The sequence below is a fragment of the Streptomyces sp. NPDC053432 genome, from assembly GCF_055585365.1.
On sequence record NZ_JBVJKF010000032.1, the window covers coordinates 19,594 to 36,281 of the forward strand.

Here is a 16,688-nt window from a genome sequence, read left to right on the forward strand (position 1 = left end):
GGGACCCGTGTGACCTGCGCCTCCAGTGACCCTCGTCTCTACCGCGAAAGCCGCGAACGCTGGCACATTGGACGGCATGACCACTGAAGCCGCCCCCCTCGCCGCCCCCGCCCGCAGCCTCGCCCGCACCGGAGGCCCCAAGGACGGCCCCGCCTGGCTGGAGCACGTCCTCGGCTGGACCCTCGTGGTCGTCGTCGCCATGTTCGTCACCCAGGTCGGCTGGCTCTGACCGCCCGCACCGGGGTCACGACGCCTCCAGCCGGAGCCCGTCGGTGACGATCACGTCCGAGGTGACCAGGGCCTGCTCCGCCGTCACCTGGGTCATGAAGACGAACGGCGGGATCACCGGCGGCGCCGGCAGCCCCTGGGGGCTGAAGGTGACGCACAGCAGTCCCTGGATGCAGCCGCTGAACCTCGTGAGATACAGGGTCACGTCGCCGCGCAGGTCGAGGGAGTCCGCCGCCAGCCCGTACTCCTGCCCGCCGTCACGGGTGCGCAGCCGGTAGTCCCGCAGTGACGCCGCACGCATCCGCAGCACGAGCACCTTGAGCGGTCCGTCCACCGTCGGCACCTCGGCGATGCCCGCCAGCGTGAAGCCCTGTGGCGAGAACCGCGAGGTCGTCACCGTCGGGGGAGTCCGCGCGGCCCTCGGAGCTCCTCCCGCCGGTGCGGCCTGCGCCCGCGGGGTGCCCGCGGCCAGCCCCGCCAGCAGCACCACGGGCAGGGCGGCGGCCAGCGCCCGCGACCCGGTGCCGTCCGGGCCGGGGACGTACCGGCGCACCTCGCCCGCCTCCGTGCCGGCCTCCCTTTCCGCCTCGTCCTCCGCCTCGTCCTCCGGCAGCGGGGTCCAGCCGAACGCCAGCGCGCTCCCTGCGATGCCGAGCAGCATCCCGGCCAGGAACCCGCCCAGGTTGGTGGCGACGAAGGACAGCACCGACAGCAACAGGGCGTGCAGCGAGACGTACGCCCGGGCCCCCGGCAGGAACCACAGGAACAGCGCCGCCAGGACCAGCGCCACCCCGATTCCGATGGCCGCGATCCCGCCCGGTCCCAGGCTGACCAGCACCGTCAGCGGGGAGAGCGGGACCAGCAGCAGCTCGGCCCCGCCCAGCAGCACCAGCAGTCCGCCCCAGAACGGCCGGGTACGGCGCCAGGTGCGCAGCCGCCGCCGCTGCCCGGGCAGCGGCAGCCGCCGGTCCAGCCACCCGCGGTGCCGGCTCAGAAGCACTTCTTGCCGTCCAGCCCGACGCTCAGGCTCAGGCCCCTGAGTCTGAAGTTCCCGCCGGTCGCCGACCAGGCGTGCGACTTCACCCCCACGACCTCGATGTTCCCGGCCTGCAGGCCGAACTTCCCCGCCTGCCCCCGGACCCCGTCCACCTGGTCGAGGGTCGAGGCGTCCCGGCCGATCTGCGCCGTACCGAAGGTGGCGTCGCCGTTCAGGTCCTCGCCGTCGATCACCAGGCTGCTGGCCGTGACCTCCCCGGCCGGGCCGCCCGCCGTCAGCTTGAAGACCACCTTGCCGACGGGGGTGTCCACCTCGGCGGACTGGCAGATGTCGGAGAGCGTGGCCTCGCCGATGCCGAGCAGCGCGACCGGATGGCCCTTGCCGTCGACGGAGCGGTCGGTCTGCACGTACGAGGCCAGGCCCTTGCTGCTGAGTTTCGACGAGGCGACCTGGAAACCCGTCCCCGAGACGGCGAAGGAGGCGGCGAGCGCGCCCTGCGCCATGATCACGCCCATCGCGCCCACGGCCACGACCGCGGGCACGGCGGCGACCGCCGCCTTCTTCCAGTGGACCCGGCCCTCGCGGAGCGGTCCCGCGCCCGCGCCCTTGCTGCCCTTGCTCATGATCGTTCCTCCCGTACGTCGTCCGGTGCGCAGGGGAAGTGCTGCCATACTTCAGGCGTCTTGTGGCAGTTCGAGGCTAGGGCTGAATTTGAATAATAGTCAACAGCGCGGCGCCACCGGGCGTTCGCAGGTACGCAGGGCCGAACTCATAGCGATCGGGCGGAAGTTGTTCGCCGACACCTCGTACGACGCGCTGTCCATGGACGACATCGCCAAGCACGCGGGCGTCGCCAAAGGGCTGATCTACTACTACTTCAAGAGCAAGCGCGGCTACTACCTGGCCATCGTCGAGGACAGCGTCGCCGAACTGGTCGCCCGCGCGAGCGGCGAGACCGACCTCCCCGCTCCCGAACGCGTCCGCCGCACCATCGACGGCTACCTGAACTACGCCGAACACCACCACGCCGCCTACCGCACGATCGTCACGGGCGGCGTCGGCTCCGACGCCGAGGTCCTCGCCATCCGCGACGCCGTCCGCGAGGAGCTCGTCGCCGCCATCGCCGAAGGCGCCTACGGGCGCCGCGCCCTCCCGCCGATCGCCCGGCTCGCCCTCGTCGGCTGGCTCTCAGGCGTCGAGGGCACCACCCTGGAATGGATCGGCGGCCCGCGCGGCGGTGGCGTGACGGCCGGCGCCCCGGCGCGGCCCGGCAGGGACGAGCTCGGGGCACTGCTGGCGCGCCAGCTGCGCGCGACGCTGACGGTGATCGAGGAGTTCGTCCCGGAGTGTCCGGCACCTCCCGCCCCCGAAGTGCCGTAAGCGCAGCCCGATGATCTTGCCCCGGTGACGGGAAGCCCCTGATCGGGCATACTCAAGCCGCCGCAGCCGCTGAACAGCCCATTCCGTGATCCGGGAGGGGCAGCATCGGCTGTGAGAGCACCGAGACCCGGTGGCGCGCACCACACCTTGCGCGTCGCCGCCGTGCCCGACGAGGGAGGAGAGCGCCGCCATGAACGACCGCGCCCCGCAGCCGGTGGACCGTCAGCTGCCCACCGAGGAGTCCCGGGACCTCCTCGCGCTCGTACGAGAGATCGCGCAGCGGGAGATCCGTCCCAAGGCCGCCGAGGAGGAGGACTCCGGGCGGTTCCCCCGGGAGGTCTTCACCCTCCTGTCCGACGCCGGCCTGCTCGGCCTCCCGTACGCCGGCGAGTACGGCGGCGGCGAGCAGCCGTACGAGGTCTACCTCCAGGTCCTGGAGGAGCTGGCCGCGGCCCGCCTGACCGTCGGCCTCGGCGTCAGCGTGCACTCCCTGGCCTGCCACGGCCTCGCCGGCTACGGCACCAAGGAGCAGCAGGGCGCGCACCTGCCCGAGATGCTCGGCGGCGGCCTGCTCGGCGCCTACTGCCTCTCCGAGCCCGCCGCGGGCTCCGACGCCGCCTCGCTGACCACCAAGGCGGTCCGCGACGGCGACCACTGGATCATCACCGGCACCAAGGCCTGGATCACCCACGGCGGCGTCGCCGACTTCTACACCGTCCTCGCCCGCACCGGAGTGGAGGGCCCCAAGGGCATCACCGCCTTCCTGGTGCCGGGCGACGCGGAGGGCCTGACCGCGGCCGTCCCCGAGAAGAAGATGGGCATGAAGGGCTCGCCCACCGCCCAGCTCCACTTCGACGGCGTACGCGTGCCCGACGCGCGCCGCATCGGCGAGGAGGGGCAGGGCTTCTCCATCGCTCTCGCCGCCCTGGACGCCGGACGACTCGGCATCGCGGCCTGCGCCATAGGCGTCGCGCAGGCGGCGCTCGACGAGGCCCTGACCTACGCCCTCGACCGCAAGCAGTTCGGGCACCCGATCGCGGACTTCCAGGGGCTGCGCTTCATGCTGGCCGACATGGCCACCAAGATCGAGGCGGGCCGGGCCCTCTACCTCGCGGCGGCCCGCCTGCGGGACGCCGGCAAGCCGTTCTCCCGGCAGGCGGCGATGGCCAAGCTGTTCTGCACCGACGCCGCGATGGCCGTCACCACGGACGCGGTCCAGATCCTCGGCGGCTACGGCTACACGGCGGACTTCCCCGTCGAGCGGCTGATGCGCGAGGCGAAGGTGCTCCAGATCGTGGAGGGCACGAACCAGATCCAGCGCATGGTCATCGCCCGCCACCTGGCGGGCCCGGAAACGCGGTAGGCGCGCGTGGGGGACTCCGCGGTGCCCGAGATCTCGGTGGGGCGGCCCCTCGCCGACGCCGAGCTGAACGCCCTGTTCGCCGCGGCGTGGCCGGGGCACCGGGACGTCTCCTTCGCCCCGGTCCTGGAGCGCAGCCTGGCCTGGGTCACCGCCCGCCGCGAGGGCCTTCTGGTGGGCTACGTCAACGTGGCCTGGGACGGCGGCGCGCACGCGTTCGTCCTGGACACCACCGTCCATCCGGACGAACGGCGCCGCGGACTCGGGGTGCGGCTCGTACGGGCCGCGGCCGGGGCGGCGCGGGAGCGCGGGGCGCAGTGGCTGCACGTGGACTACGAGCCGCACCTGGAGCCCTTCTACGAGCAGTGCGGCTTCCGCCCCACGGCGGCGGGGCTGCTCGCGCTCTGAGCCTCAGCCGCCGAAGAGGGGGCCGTTCGGCCAGATCGGCGCGGACGCGACACGAGACCACTCGGGATCCCGCCGCCCGGGCACGGTCCGGCCGTCCGCGCTCCAGCGGGCGATCATGGCGCTGTAGATGGGCGGGTCGGGGTACCGCTGGCGGGGCCCCGGCCGAACCGATTCTTCGTAACCGGGCGGCGTCGGCCGCCGACGGCGTCCCGCCCGGGGCATGGAAGTCTCAACCGTCGTCATGCCGGGGCAACGCGACACCGCGCCCACGGGTAATCCCCTCCACACCCCGGGTATCCGTTCGAGGGGTCCCCGGGGTGTGGAGTCGGGGGGCTGCTGCTTGGGGGCTGCGTGGGGCTGCGTGGGGGCCCGTGTTGGGGGGGGGCCTGCGTTGGGGGGCCTGCGTTGGGGGCCTGCGCGGGGCGGGACTTCTGTCTGTCGAGCCGTGGGAGGGGGCGGCGGCGGTGACGCGGGGCTTGTCGGAGGGGTGGGGCGGGGGTGGGGGCGCGGGTTTGGCGGTGCCCCGGCCGGTCGGGAGCGAGGAAGGGTTGGGGGTTTCCCGTCAGTCCCATAGTCCTTCCGCGTCGGGCCGCCCTGTCAAGGGCGCTCCTTCGTCGCGTCGCTGCGCGATGTCGCTGCGCTCCACCCTTGACAGGCCGACCCGCCACGGAAAGACAAGGACTGCCGGGAAACCCCCAAAAGAACGGGCCGGGCGGAACAGCCCATAAACGGGGCGGCCAGAGATGCGCGAGGTGGTCGAGGTGGGGCGCGCTCGCCCTCGGGCCGCTCCATCTCGCCCTCAGAGCCGGGCAGGCGGCCGACACCCCCCGAAACCTCGGCCACAAGAGCCTGACCGGCAGGAAGGGCGCGTCAAATCGCTACGCGCTCCTCACCGACGGCGTCTGCGACCCGTCCGGGGCTGATCTCGCCCCAGATCGCTACGCGCTTCGCCCTGACGGCGTCCACGGTCGCCTTGGGCTGGCCATAGGCCGCCCACGATCACGACGCGCTCCCCGACGACGGCGTCCGCTGGCCGTCTTGGGCTGGACATAGACCGCCAAAGGCCCCTTCGGGCCCCTCGATGACGGCGTCCGCGGCCCGTTTGGGCGGAAAACGCCCCTAACAGCGGCCATGTCGAGCTGTACTCGGGTCAGATGGCAGAGCCCTCGAAAAGACCTGTCGAAGTGTCCTAATTGCGGCTATATGGCCATGAGTGGTTGGTGGGGCTTGCGCTCTGTGGGGGATACAGCTCGGCCAGGCCGAGGTTCCGCCCTTCCGACCCCTTCTCGGGCCCCTTCCGAGCCTTCTTTCGCTCTCATCGTCCCCATCAGCCCCGGACGACCTGTGGTCGCCGTCGTCGGGGGGCGTGTTGTGATCGTGGGCGGCCTGTGTCCAGCCTCGGACGGCCTGCGGACGCCGTCGTTGAGAAGCGCGTCGTGATCGTGGGCGGCCTGTGTCCAGCCCCGGACGGCCTGCGGACGCCGTCGTCGAGAAGCGCGTAGCGATCTGGGGCGAGATCGGCCCCGGACGGGGGTCAGGCGCCGAGACGTGAGGAGCGCGTAGCGATTTGGGGCGCCCTTCCTGCCGGTCAGGCTCTTGTGGCCGAGGTGGGGAGGGGTCTCGGCCGCCTGCCCGGCCCGCAGGGCGAGGTGGCGGGCCGGGGAGAGGCTCGGCCCGCCCCCACCGCCTCGCGCATCTCTGGCCGGCCCGTCTATCTGTTGTTCCGCCCGGCCCGTTCTTTTGGGGGTTTCCCGGCAGTCCTTGTCTTTCCGTGGCGGGTCGGCCTGTCAAGGGTCGCCGAAGGCGATCGCGCAGCGACGCGACGACGAAGGAGGAGCGCCCTTGACAGGGCGGCCCGACGGGGAAGGACAGTGGGACTGACGGGAAATCCCCAACCCTTCCTCGCTGCCGACCGGCCGGGGCACCGACCACCCCCACCCCCCGGCCAGGTTTCGTGCTGGCCCGCCACCGCGCTCCGGTCCTTCCCCCGCCCTGCGGCGTGCAATGCCGACTTGTCAGAGCGTGCCAGAACTCTGGCCCCCATCGCACTTTCTGACGTACCGTCATATCCGCTTGAGCTGGCCGCAGTCCACCGACGCACACACACCCACACCCCCGCCCCGCACCCGCACGCCCCACCCCGCCCAGGAGGTTCGTCATGCCCGCCGACCGGCCCATCGGACTGGACGAGTACCCGATCCACCAAGCCCCGCTGTCGATGAAGCACGTCGTCAGCGGCGACCGGAACGCCTACGACCGCTGCATCTTCCACGTCTTCGACCACGCCGGCCGCGCCGTCCTGATCCTCGGCCTCGGGGTGTACCCCAACACCGGCGTCATCGACGCCTACGCCACCCTCCGCATCGGCGACGAGCTGCTCGCCGTCCGGGCCTCCGACGCGCTCACCGACGACCGGATGAACCTCGGCGTCGGCCCCCTCTCCATCACCGTCGACGTCCCGCTCAAGCAGCTCACGCTGCGCTGCGCCGCCGATCCGGACGACCCGGAGGGGCTCTCGTACGACCTCACCTGGACCGCCGAGTTCCCTGCCGTCTGGGAGCCACACCACACGCAGCGGCGCGGCGACCGGCTGATCCTCGAAGGCCGCCGGTTCGTCCAGGCCGGCAACGTCACCGGCACCATCCGCGCCAAGGGTGAGGAGTTCACCGTCACCCCGGGGGAGTGGACCGGTACGCGGGACCGGAGTTGGGGTGTGCGCCCGATACCCGGAGAGGAGGGCGGCCGCGCCGCCGAGGAGTACCGGCCCGAAGGCTTCCACTGGCTCTGGATCCCCGTCCGCTTCGAGGACCGATTCGTCATGGTCATCGCCCAGGAGGACGCCGACGGCTACCGGGCGCTCAACGAGGCCGTGCTCGTCTTCCCCGAGGACAGCGGCCGTCACGACGTCCAACTCGGCTGGCCCCAGACCGAGATCCGTTACCGGCCCGGCAGCCGGCACCCCGAGAGCGCGGTGGTCCACCTCACCGATCAGGCCCGTAAGCCGCTCGAACTCGGCGTGGAGATCATGAATTCCTCCCCGCTCGCCGTCGGTGCGGGCTACCCGCCCGCAGCGGACTGGCAGCACGGCAGCTGGCAGGGCCGCGGCTGGACCGACCGGCGCGTCTACGACCTCTCCGACCCGAGCGCGCACCCCATGGCCGCCTTCGGGGTCACCGACCACTCGGCGCGCTTCGTCCTCGACGGGCAGATCGGCCACGGCATCTTCGAGCACGGCAGCTTCGGGCGTCACGACCCCAGCGGCTTCGCCGACTACTCGTCCGTCGCCCCGTAGGGACGAGGACAGAGACACAGAGCCAGCACCGGGACCAGGACCAGCACCGGGACCAGCACCAGGACCCGGACCAGCACCGGGACCAGCATCAGGACCAGCACCAGGATCAGCGAAGGGGCCCACCGCCATGGCAACCGCTCCACGTCCGCGCACCTCCACCCGAGAGCCCGAAGAGCTCGGCCGCCGCCTCGCCGCCTGGCTGGACACCCGGCTCCCCGGGGCGAAGGTCACCAACGTCTCCGTCCCCGGCTCCAACGGCATGTCCAGTGAGACGCTGCTCTTCGACATAGAGCACCCCGACACCCCGCTGCGCGCCTGCGCGCTGCGCCTCGCCGCCGACCCCGCCGCCTACACCGTCTTCCCGGCGTACGACATGCCGCGCCAGCACCGCGTGATGAGTCTGGTCGCCCGGTACACGGACCTGCCGGTGCCGTCCGTGCAGTGGCTGGAGGAGGACCCGGAGCCGCTCGGGGCGCCGTTCTTCGTGATGGCCCGGGCCGAGGGCCGGGTCCCGCCCGACGTCATGCCGTACACCTACGAGGGCAACTGGCTGCACGCCGCGACCGACGCCGAGCGCGCCGTGCTCCAGGAGGCGAGCATCTCGCTGCTGGCCCGCCTGCACGACCAGTTCCCCGCCGAGGAGGCGGAGTTCCTGCTCCCCGAGGGCGAGGGCAGCCCGCTGCGCCGGCACGTCGATGCCCAACGCGCCTACTACTCCTGGGTGGTGGAGGGGCTGGCCCCCTCACCGCTCATCGAGCGGGCGTTCGCCCGCCTGGAGGAGCTGTGGCCGCAGGACGAGGGTCCGGCGGTGCTGAACTGGGGCGACGCCCGCATCGGCAACGTCGTCTACGACGGGTTCACGCCGGCGGCCGTCCTGGACTGGGAGATGGCGGCCTGCGCCCCGCGCGAGGTGGACCTCGGCTGGACGGTCTACCTGCACCGGTTCTTCCAGGACCTCACCGTCGGCTTCGGCCAGCCCGGCCTGCCGGACTTCCTGCGCCGTGAGGACCTGGAGCGCCGGTACGCCGAACTCACCGGGCACACCCCGCGCGACATGGAGTTCCACACCCTCTACGCGGCCCTGCGGCACGGCATCGTCATGCTCCGCATCGCCTACCGGCAGGCGCACTTCGGCGAGGTCGAGGTCCCGGAGAACCCGGACAGCCTGATCCTGCACCATGCCAGTCTGGCCGCCATGGTGCAGGGAACGTACTGGTAGACACCGCCACCGAAAGCGACACCGACACCGACACCGACACCCGCACCCGCCCCCGCACCGCGGTGAGCGCTCAGGGGGCCTCAGGCCGCCTGAGCGTGCTGCTGCTGGGTCTGCGGCGGCACGGACCGCACCAGCCGGACGGGACGCGAGCCCGGACCGCCGACGTGCGAGAAGGGCTGCGTACGCCAGTCCAGCCCCTGCGGCAGGGCCAGGAGCGCGACGGCCTCGAGCTCCTGCACCTCCAGGGACTGGAACGCGCCCACGCTGGACAGCGCTTCGGCGGCGGGCCGTCCGGTGCCCGCGCACACCGTGAGCCCGAAGGGGTTCCACGGGGTCAGGCAGAGCGCGTGCTGCGGCAGGTACTCCTCGTCCGCGACGAGGGCGATCGACTGGCCGCAGTCGGGGCAGATCGCGTGGCGGATCTCGAACCCCTCGCCGTCTTCGAGGTATTCGGCATCTTCGGAGTAGACGCCCTCCTCGGTCTCGGCCTGTTCGAGGGGCTCCGGCTCGGTGCGACCGGCGCGCTTGGTGTTCAGCATGGATGTACTCCCCCTTGGGTGGGCCGGGCGGGCAGGTTCTACGGCCTCGGCCACACCAAGCACTTCCCGCCGCGCGGCACGAGTAACCACGACACGCCCCGCTACGCCCCCGCGATCTTGTGGCCTTGGTCACATGCCCGGCGCAGATGCCTCCAGTGGGTGGACAGCACTGGGCCAGGAGCGCCCTTGGGCCTTAGGTTGAGCGGCTATGAGCGCAATGGAGGAGCTGGACCGCCAGATCGTTGATCTGCTCGTGCGGGACGGGCGGATGAGTTACACGGATCTGGGCAAGGCCACCGGACTGTCCACGTCGGCGGTCCATCAGCGAGTACGCCGGCTGGAACAGCGCGGGGTGATCCGCGGCTACGCGGCGGTCGTCGACCCCGAGGCCGTCGGCCTGCCGTTGACGGCCTTCATCTCGGTCAAGCCGTTCGACCCGAGCGCCCCGGACGACATCGCGGACCGGCTGTCCGGCGTCCCCGAGATCGAGGCCTGCCACAGCGTCGCGGGCGACGAGAACTACATCCTCAAGGTCCGGGTGGCGACGCCCCTGGAGCTGGAGGACCTGCTGGGCCGCCTGCGGGCCCTCGCCCACGTCTCGACCCGCACGACCGTCGTCCTCTCCACCCCGTACGAGGCGCGCCCGCCCCGCGTCTAGGACGGGGCCCCGGGCCCTCGTGCCGCGTCCCGGTGCGCCCCGCCGGGCGCGGCACCGTCCTCGGGGGCGGGCGGGGGAGCGCCTCCGCGGGCACTCCCTGCCCGCACCCGCGTCCGGCCGGGGCCGGCGGAGGGGCGAGACTGTTCCCCATGACTGACCGCACCGCCAACTCCGCCGACGCCGCCGGAGCATCCCCCCGTACCGTCCTCCTGCGCGGGGGCGAGGTCCACAGCCCCGCCGATCCCTTCGCCACCGCGATGGTCGTCGAGCAGGGCCGTGTGGCCTGGGTCGGCTCCGAGGGCGCGGCCGACGCCTTCGCCCAGGGCGTGGACGAGGTCGTCGACCTCGGCGGCGCGCTCGTCACGCCCGCCTTCACCGACGCGCACGTCCACGCCACCTCCGCGGGCCTCGCCCTCACCGGACTGGACCTGACAGGCGCCCGGTCGCTGGCGGCCGCGCTGGACCTCGTACGGGCGTACGCGGCGAGCCGCCCCGCCGACCGGGTGCTCCTCGGGCACGGCTGGGACGCCGCCCGCTGGCCCGAGCGGCGGGCGCCGCGCCGGGCCGAGCTCGACGAGGCCGCCGGGGGCCGTCCCCTCTACCTCAGCCGCATCGACGTCCACTCGGCCGTGGTGACCACCGCCCTGCTCGACCTCGTCCCCGGGGTCCGCCCCGCCGGCGACGAGCCGCTGACCCGCGACGACCACCACGCCGTACGGCGGGCAGCCCTTGCCGCGGTCACCCCGGCGCAGCGGGCCGAGGCCCAGGCCGCCGCGCTCGACCGGGCCGCGTCGCTCGGCATCGGCTCCCTGCACGAGTGCGGGGGGCCCGACATCTCCTCCGCCGAGGACTTCAGCGCCCTGCTCGCCCTGGCCGCCGAGCGGCCCGGCCCGCGCGTCTTCGGGTACTGGGCCGACCGGGACCTGGATCTGGCCCGGGAGCTCGGGGCGGTCGGGGCCGCCGGTGACCTCTTCGTGGACGGTGCCCTCGGCTCGCACACCGCCTGCCTGCACGCCGCTTATGCCGACGCCCCGCACACCGGCACCGGCTACCTGGACGCCGGCGAGGTCGCCGAGCACGTCGCCGCCTGCACCGAAGCGGGCCTCCAGGCCGGTTTCCACGCCATCGGCGACGCCGCGATCACCGCGGTGGTGGAGGGCGTCAGGGCGGCCGCGGACAAGATCGGCCTGGCCCGCGTCCGCGCCGCCCGGCACCGGGTCGAGCACGCCGAGATGATGACCCCCGCCACCATCGCCGCCTTCGCCGAGCTCGGTCTGACCGCTTCCGTGCAGCCCGCCTTCGACGCGGCCTGGGGCGGCGAGGACGGCATGTACGCCGACCGCCTCGGGGCCGAGCGCGCCCGCACCCTGAACCCGTACGCGGCGATGCTCAAGGCGGGCGTGCCGCTGGCCTTCGGTTCGGACGCGCCGGTGACGCCGCTCGACCCGTGGGGCACCGTGCGCGCGGCCGCCTTCCACCGCACGCCCGAGCACCGGATCTCCGTACGGGCCGCCTTCACCGCCCACACCCGGGGCGGCTGGCGTGCGCTGGGCCGGGACGACGCGGGGGTGCTGGTCCCCGGCGCCCCGGCCGACTACGCCGTCTGGCAGACCGCCGAACTGGTCGTGCAGGCGCCCGACGACCGGGTCGCCCGCTGGTCCACCGACCCCCGCTCCGGGACCCCGGGGCTCCCGGACCTGACCCCCGGAGCGGAACTGCCCGTCTGCCTGGCCACGGTCGTCGGCGGGCGGGAAGTATTCGTACGCCCACAGGGGTGATGCGGCGGGCCTCGGTTCGGTACCGGCGCTCGGACCCGGATAGGTTCGGCCGGGTCCACCACGAGGACGTCCTGCCGGACGGATCCGTCTGCTCAGCGCGCCCGCGCCTCGGGAGCGAGGGAAGGTTTCGCCGGTCGGGGGTCCCACCCGCTCCGCAGGAGCTCGGGGGAGCGTGGTCCCGGTTCGGGGCCGCGCGGTCCAGTAGACAACGGTCACGGCCGCCCGCAGCCGGCGGGAGTCTGACCGGCCCGAAGGACCGCGTGCCCCGATCACTGTTCTAGAGTCGTTTCCTGCGACCAGATGTACAGGACGTGCGCGAGCACAAAAGGGGACCCAGTGAGCGACGGCGGACAGCGGACCTACGGACCGCTCGGTACGGCCTTGGTGATCATTCCGACCTACAACGAGGCGGAGAACATCGGGCTGATCGTCGGCCGCGTGCGCGCGGCGGTGCCCGAGGCCCACATCCTGGTCGCGGACGACAACAGCCCCGACGGCACCGGCAAGCTCGCGGACGAGCTGGCGGCCGGCGACGACCACGTGCACGTGCTCCACCGCAAGGGCAAGGAAGGGCTCGGCGCCGCCTACCTCGCGGGCTTCGCCTGGGGCCTGGAAGAGGGCTACGGCGTCATCGTGGAGATGGACGCGGACGGCTCCCACCAGCCGGAGGAGCTCCCGCGCCTGCTCACCGCGCTGAACGGCGCCGACCTGGTCCTGGGCTCCCGCTGGGTGCCGGGCGGCCGCGTCGTGAACTGGCCCAGGAGTCGCGAGTTCCTCTCGCGCGGCGGTTCCACGTACTCCCGCCTCATGCTGGACGTCCCGATCCGCGACGTGACGGGCGGCTACCGGGCCTTCCGCCGCGAGACCCTGGAGGGCCTGGGCCTGGACGAGGTGGCCTCCGCGGGCTACTGCTTCCAGGTCGACCTGGCCCGCAGGGCCGTGCAGAAGGGCTTCCGCGTGGTGGAGGTGCCCATCACCTTCGTCGAGCGCGAGTTCGGCGACAGCAAGATGAGCAAGGACATCGTGGTGGAGGCCTTGTGGCGGGTCACGCAGTGGGGCGTCAGGGCCCAGGCGGCCAAGTTCCTCGGCAGGGGCCGGCGCACGCCCTGACCGCCCCGCACCCGCGCTGACCGGGCCGGACGCCCCGGTACCTGCGGCTGAGGACACTTTTACGCCCGCCCAGGCACACTGGACGGTATGACGACCGGCACTGGATCCCTGCGGACGGGCACTTCGACGTCCCCCCGGCGGCGCTCGGCCGCCCGTACCTTCCTCCCCCTCGCGGTGGCCGCCTGGCTGATCCTGGAGATCTGGCTGCTCAGCCTGGTCGCGCAGGCCGGCGGCGCGCTGGCCGTGGCCGCGCTGCTCGCGGCCGGGGTGGTCCTCGGCGCGGTGGTCATCAAGCGGGCCGGGCGGCGCGCCTTCAAGAACCTGGCCGGCACCTTCCAGCAGGCCCAGCAGGGGCAGCGGCCCACGCCCCAGCAGCCCGGCCAGGGCAACGCCCTCACCATGGCGGCGGGGCTGCTCCTGATGATGCCCGGCCTGATATCGGACGCGGCGGGGCTGCTACTGCTGCTGCCGCCCGTCCGCTCCTTCGTCGCCCGCAGGGCCGCCGGCTCCCTGGAGCGGAAGATGGCCTCGGCCCCGGCCGGCGGCTTCGGCGATGCCTTCCAGCAGGCCCGCATCCACTACCCCGACGGCAAGATCGTCCAGGGCGAGGTCATCCGCGAGGACCGGCCCGGCGACCGGGAGCAGGGGCCGGACACCACCTACCGCCCGCCGATCGCCCCGTAGGAAAACGCCGAGGGGCCCGCCACACGATGTGTGGCGGGCCCCTCGGCGTTTCCTTGGTGCAGCGCCCGCAGACTACGCGGACTTACGGCTGTCCCGCGGATGCACGGCGATGTTCATGGCGCCGGAACGAAGGACCGCAAGCCTCTCGGCCAGCACTTCCTCCAGCTCCTCGCGGGTGCGCCGCTCCATGAGCATGTCCCAGTGCGTTCGCGCAGGCTTGCCCTTCTTCTCTTCGGGCCCGTCCCCGTCCACCAGGAGTGCCATGGCGCCGCACGCCTTGCACTCCCACTCCGGCGGAATTTCTGCCTCAACCGAGAACGGCATCTCAAATCGATGTCCGTTCTGGCATGCGTACTCCACCGCCTGGCGCGGGGCCAGATCGATGCCGCGGTCCGTCTCGTAGCTGGTAACCACGAGGCGCGTACCGCGGAGAGCTCGCTCACTCATGAATCGTGCCTCCCGGGCTTGTCGCCCACAGGACAGGTGTCGCTGTCGTCGTCATCCGGTCAACGTCCGGTCGGCGGTATTGATTCCCGATCCGGGTCATGCGTCGCCCGTCGTGCCGCCCCTTGTTGTACCCACCAATGCCCGTTTTGTCACATCTGGCAGCAGATGTCACCCAACGTCCACGCTTATCGAGCGCGCAGTAACGGTCCGCCTGGCAGGCCAAAGGCGTACACTACCGGCCCTTTGCTTCAACGTCTAAATTCGTTCGGAATTCGTTCGTGGATACGGGCCGGGCGCGCTCGCGGACCCCTCTCAGATCCGCTCCGGTACAGGATTGCCTGCCGCCTCCACCGCGCGCCGCACCGGCACCCGCGCGAGCAGCACGAAACCCAGTGCGAAGAAGACCACCAGCGAGATGATCGCGTCCCGGTAGCTGCCCGTGACCTGGTACGTCAGGCCGAAGACGAGGGGACCGACCCAGCTCAGCCCACGGTCGCTCATCTCGTACGCGGAGAAGTACTCGGCCTCCTTGCCCGCCGGCACCAGGTGCGAGAAGAGCGAACGCGACAGCGCCTGGCTGCCGCCGAGCACCAGCCCGATCATCGCGGCGAGCGCGAAGAACCACACCGGGGTCCGGGCCGGGAGGAAGTAGCCGGCCGCCAGCGTCAGCGCCCACGCGGCGAGCGAGCCCAGGATCGTCCGCTTCGCGCCGTACGTGACCGCCAGCCGGCCCATCGCCAGCGCACCGGCCACCGCGAGGATCTGCACCAGCAGCACCGCCCCGATCAGGGTGGACTGCTCCAGCTCCAGCTCCTCCGAGCCGTAGATCGAGGCCTGGGAGATCACCGTCTGCACGCCGTCGTTGTAGATCAGGTACGCGAGCAGGAAGGACAGGGTCAGCGGATAGCGCCGCATGTCCTTCAGGGTGGCGACGAGCTGCTTCCAGCCGCTGACCGCCGGGCCCTCGCCGGGCTCGCGGACCACCTTGCGGTCCCGCAGCCGGCGCAGCGGGATCAGCGCGAACGCCCCCCACCACAGCCCCGCCGAGGCCAGGCAGATCCGCACCGCCGTGCCCTCGGTCAGGCCGAAGGAGTCGTGGCCCATGTAGAGCACGAGATTCACCACGAGCATCAAGGAGCCCGCGGTGTAGCCGAAGGCCCAGCCGCGCGAGGAGACGGTGTCGCGCTCGTCCGGCGTCGAGATCTGCGGCAGATAGGCGTTGTACAGCACCATCGAGATGGACAGCGCGGCGTTCGCCACGACCAGCAGCAGCCCCCCGAGCAGATAGCGGTCGCCGCCCAGGAAGAACATCCCGGTCGTCGCCGCGGCGCCCGTGTAGGCCGCCACCGCCAGCATCGGCTTCTTGCGCCCGCTCCGGTCGGCGACCGCGCCCACCAGCGGCATGAGCAGCACGGCCAGGATCACCGAGGCCGAGACCGCGTACGCGAAGAAGGAGCCGGCCCGCACCGGGACGCCCAGCGGGTGGACGAAGCCCTCGGCGTCGGCCGCGGCCCGGGCGATCGAGGTCAGGTAGGGCCCGAGGAACACCGTGAGGACGCTCGCCGAGTACACCGACACGGCGAAGTCGTAGAAGTACCAGCCGCGCTGCTCGCGCTTGCGCGCCGCCGCTCCGGCCGCGGCGGCCGCTTCCGCCGTCGCCGGGGCACCCGATCTGCCGTCCTCGGCCCCGGATTCCGCTGCGTCCTCGGTCTGCGCACTCATTCGGTGCCCCCTCGCTGGTCCCCGTGCCGCACGGTCCGCCGGAGTGCGCGGGGGCGTCCCGGCCGTGTCAGGCCCAGGCCCCGCGCCCGTCCAGCACCGTGCGCAAGATGTCGATCCGGTCGGTCATGATGCCATCGACTCCCAGGTCCAGGAGAGCCTCCATGCGTTCCGGTTCGTTCACGGTCCACACGTGCACCTGGAGTCCGCGTTCGTGCGCGGTGCGTACGAACCTCCGGTCGACCACGCGGATGCCCGCCTGGGTCTCCGGAACCTGCGCCGCCACCGCTCCCACCCGCAGCGCCGCCGGGATCGCGAACGAGCGCAGCCGCAGGCCGAGCACCCCGCGCACGCCGTAGGAGGTCGCCAGCCGGGGTCCCGCGATCTTCTGGGCCCGGGCCACCCGGCTCTCGGAGAAGGAGCCCACGCACACCCGGTCCCAGACGCCCCTCCGCGCGATCAGGTTGACCAGCGGGTGCAGGGCCGACTCGGCCTTGATGTCGATGTTCCAGCGGGCGTCCGGGAACTCCTCCAGCAGGTCCTCGAAGAGGACGAGGGGCTCGGTGCCGCCCACCCGGGCCTCGCTGATCCGCTTCCAGGACAGCTCGGCGATCCGGCCCGTCCCGTCGGTGACCCGGTCCAGCGTGGAGTCGTGGAAGGCGACGAGTTTCCCGTCGGCGCTGGCGTGCACATCGGTCTCGAAGTACCGGTAGCCCGCGTCGGCGGCCCGGCGGAAGGCGGCGGTGGTGTTCTCCAGCCCGTCCGCGGCACCTCCCCGGTGGGCGAAGGGGATCGGAGCCGGGTGGTCCAGATACGGATGGCGAAGGCGTACGTGCGTCACGCGCGCAGTATCCCCCGCGCGGGCCGCG

The 16,688-nt window shown here is 72.5% G+C and carries 17 protein-coding genes; 10 read left to right on the forward strand and 7 right to left on the reverse strand.

Annotated features, from left to right (window positions below):
* The first annotated feature begins 76 nt into the window (after positions 1-76).
* The gene (locus ACZ6Y1_RS34575) at positions 77-229 is read left to right on the forward strand and encodes an SCO1431 family membrane protein (protein ID WP_469639503.1); all 153 of its coding nucleotides are present in this window, start codon (positions 77-79) and stop codon (positions 227-229) included.
* Positions 230-244: 15 nt separating this feature from the next.
* Here the strand turns inward: ACZ6Y1_RS34575 and ACZ6Y1_RS34580 are convergent, their stop codons facing one another.
* A complete protein-coding gene (locus ACZ6Y1_RS34580; RefSeq protein WP_469639506.1) occupies positions 245-1,228 on the reverse strand; it encodes a DUF6114 domain-containing protein in 984 nt (327 codons plus the stop codon).
* Positions 1,219-1,848 (reverse strand): DUF6230 family protein, encoded by a 630-nt coding sequence (locus ACZ6Y1_RS34585; protein WP_469639508.1) that lies wholly within the window; start codon positions 1,846-1,848, stop codon positions 1,219-1,221. The genes ACZ6Y1_RS34580 and ACZ6Y1_RS34585 overlap by 10 nt, the downstream gene beginning before the upstream one ends.
* Before the next feature lie 88 nt (positions 1,849-1,936).
* On the opposite strand from ACZ6Y1_RS34585, the gene ACZ6Y1_RS34590 reads away from it, so the two are divergent.
* From ACZ6Y1_RS34590 to ACZ6Y1_RS34605, 4 genes are all read left to right on the forward strand, one after another.
* Positions 1,937-2,605 (forward strand): TetR/AcrR family transcriptional regulator, encoded by a 669-nt coding sequence (locus tag ACZ6Y1_RS34590; protein WP_469639511.1) that lies wholly within the window; start codon positions 1,937-1,939, stop codon positions 2,603-2,605.
* 190 nt (positions 2,606-2,795) lie between these two features.
* On the forward strand, positions 2,796-3,968 hold the full coding sequence (locus ACZ6Y1_RS34595) for an acyl-CoA dehydrogenase family protein (protein ID WP_469639514.1): 1,173 nt from the start codon (positions 2,796-2,798) through the stop codon (positions 3,966-3,968).
* Positions 3,969-3,989: 21 nt separating this feature from the next.
* Positions 3,990-4,373 carry a GNAT family N-acetyltransferase gene (locus ACZ6Y1_RS34600; protein ID WP_469639517.1) on the forward strand — a complete coding sequence of 128 codons (384 nt, stop codon included), beginning with the start codon at positions 3,990-3,992 and terminating at the stop codon, positions 4,371-4,373.
* Positions 4,374-6,531: 2,158 nt separating this feature from the next.
* The gene (locus tag ACZ6Y1_RS34605) at positions 6,532-7,665 is read left to right on the forward strand and encodes an Rv3169 family protein (RefSeq protein WP_469639522.1); all 1,134 of its coding nucleotides are present in this window, start codon (positions 6,532-6,534) and stop codon (positions 7,663-7,665) included.
* On the opposite strand, the gene ACZ6Y1_RS34610 is transcribed toward ACZ6Y1_RS34605, so the two are convergent.
* On the reverse strand, positions 7,644-7,808 hold the full coding sequence (locus tag ACZ6Y1_RS34610) for a hypothetical protein (protein WP_469639525.1): 165 nt from the start codon (positions 7,806-7,808) through the stop codon (positions 7,644-7,646). The genes ACZ6Y1_RS34605 and ACZ6Y1_RS34610 overlap by 22 nt on opposite strands.
* On the opposite strand from ACZ6Y1_RS34610, the gene ACZ6Y1_RS34615 reads away from it, so the two are divergent.
* Entirely contained in the window at positions 7,793-8,884 is a 1,092-nt protein-coding gene (locus ACZ6Y1_RS34615) for a phosphotransferase family protein (protein WP_469639528.1), read from the forward strand. The two genes, ACZ6Y1_RS34610 and ACZ6Y1_RS34615, sit on opposite strands and share 16 nt — an antisense overlap.
* Positions 8,885-8,964: 80 nt before the next feature.
* On the opposite strand, the gene ACZ6Y1_RS34620 is transcribed toward ACZ6Y1_RS34615, so the two are convergent.
* Positions 8,965-9,423 carry a hypothetical protein gene (locus tag ACZ6Y1_RS34620; RefSeq protein ID WP_469639531.1) on the reverse strand — a complete coding sequence of 153 codons (459 nt, stop codon included), beginning with the start codon at positions 9,421-9,423 and terminating at the stop codon, positions 8,965-8,967.
* 217 nt (positions 9,424-9,640) lie between these two features.
* Here ACZ6Y1_RS34620 and ACZ6Y1_RS34625 point away from each other — a divergent pair, with 217 nt between their 5' ends.
* The 4 genes from ACZ6Y1_RS34625 (at position 9,641) to fxsA (ending at position 13,653) form a co-directional block, all read left to right on the forward strand.
* A complete protein-coding gene (locus tag ACZ6Y1_RS34625; protein WP_326593949.1) occupies positions 9,641-10,081 on the forward strand; it encodes an Lrp/AsnC family transcriptional regulator in 441 nt (146 codons plus the stop codon).
* Between the two features lie 149 nt (positions 10,082-10,230).
* Positions 10,231-11,859: an amidohydrolase gene (locus ACZ6Y1_RS34630; protein ID WP_469639534.1), complete on the forward strand. Its 1,629-nt coding sequence runs from the start codon at positions 10,231-10,233 to the stop codon at positions 11,857-11,859.
* Between the two features lie 300 nt (positions 11,860-12,159).
* Positions 12,160-12,969: a polyprenol monophosphomannose synthase gene (locus tag ACZ6Y1_RS34635; RefSeq protein WP_469639537.1), complete on the forward strand. Its 810-nt coding sequence runs from the start codon at positions 12,160-12,162 to the stop codon at positions 12,967-12,969.
* 87 nt (positions 12,970-13,056) lie between these two features.
* On the forward strand, positions 13,057-13,653 hold the full coding sequence (fxsA, locus tag ACZ6Y1_RS34640; RefSeq protein ID WP_469639541.1) for an FxsA family membrane protein: 597 nt from the start codon (positions 13,057-13,059) through the stop codon (positions 13,651-13,653).
* Between the two features lie 72 nt (positions 13,654-13,725).
* Here fxsA and ACZ6Y1_RS34645 read toward each other — a convergent pair whose 3' ends face one another.
* The 3 genes from ACZ6Y1_RS34645 to ACZ6Y1_RS34655 form a co-directional block, all read right to left on the reverse strand.
* Entirely contained in the window at positions 13,726-14,100 is a 375-nt protein-coding gene (locus ACZ6Y1_RS34645) for an RNA polymerase-binding protein RbpA (protein WP_007262928.1), read from the reverse strand.
* Between the two features lie 312 nt (positions 14,101-14,412).
* Positions 14,413-15,822: an MFS transporter gene (locus tag ACZ6Y1_RS34650; RefSeq protein WP_469639544.1), complete on the reverse strand. Its 1,410-nt coding sequence runs from the start codon at positions 15,820-15,822 to the stop codon at positions 14,413-14,415.
* Between the two features lie 67 nt (positions 15,823-15,889).
* A complete protein-coding gene (locus tag ACZ6Y1_RS34655; RefSeq protein WP_469639547.1) occupies positions 15,890-16,660 on the reverse strand; it encodes a glycerophosphodiester phosphodiesterase in 771 nt (256 codons plus the stop codon).
* Positions 16,661-16,688: the final 28 nt, after the last annotated feature.

Bases quoted from the DNA above. Each gene is read 5' to 3' on its own strand.
- ACZ6Y1_RS34630 (WP_469639534.1), top strand. From the start codon at position 10,231: ATGACTGACCGCACCGCCAACTCCGCCGACGCCGCCGGAGCATCCCCC.
- fxsA (WP_469639541.1), top strand. From the start codon at position 13,057: ATGACGACCGGCACTGGATCCCTGCGGACGGGCACTTCGACGTCCCCC.
- ACZ6Y1_RS34595 (WP_469639514.1), top strand. From the start codon at position 2,796: ATGAACGACCGCGCCCCGCAGCCGGTGGACCGTCAGCTGCCCACCGAG.
- ACZ6Y1_RS34635 (WP_469639537.1), top strand. From the start codon at position 12,160: ATGTACAGGACGTGCGCGAGCACAAAAGGGGACCCAGTGAGCGACGGC.
- ACZ6Y1_RS34605 (WP_469639522.1), top strand. From the start codon at position 6,532: ATGCCCGCCGACCGGCCCATCGGACTGGACGAGTACCCGATCCACCAA.
- ACZ6Y1_RS34615 (WP_469639528.1), top strand. From the start codon at position 7,793: ATGGCAACCGCTCCACGTCCGCGCACCTCCACCCGAGAGCCCGAAGAG.
- ACZ6Y1_RS34650 (WP_469639544.1), bottom strand. From the start codon at position 15,822: ATGAGTGCGCAGACCGAGGACGCAGCGGAATCCGGGGCCGAGGACGGC.
- ACZ6Y1_RS34575 (WP_469639503.1), top strand. From the start codon at position 77: ATGACCACTGAAGCCGCCCCCCTCGCCGCCCCCGCCCGCAGCCTCGCC.
- ACZ6Y1_RS34585 (WP_469639508.1), bottom strand. From the start codon at position 1,848: ATGAGCAAGGGCAGCAAGGGCGCGGGCGCGGGACCGCTCCGCGAGGGC.
- ACZ6Y1_RS34620 (WP_469639531.1), bottom strand. From the start codon at position 9,423: ATGCTGAACACCAAGCGCGCCGGTCGCACCGAGCCGGAGCCCCTCGAA.
- ACZ6Y1_RS34625 (WP_326593949.1), top strand. From the start codon at position 9,641: ATGGAGGAGCTGGACCGCCAGATCGTTGATCTGCTCGTGCGGGACGGG.
- ACZ6Y1_RS34645 (WP_007262928.1), bottom strand. From the start codon at position 14,100: ATGAGTGAGCGAGCTCTCCGCGGTACGCGCCTCGTGGTTACCAGCTAC.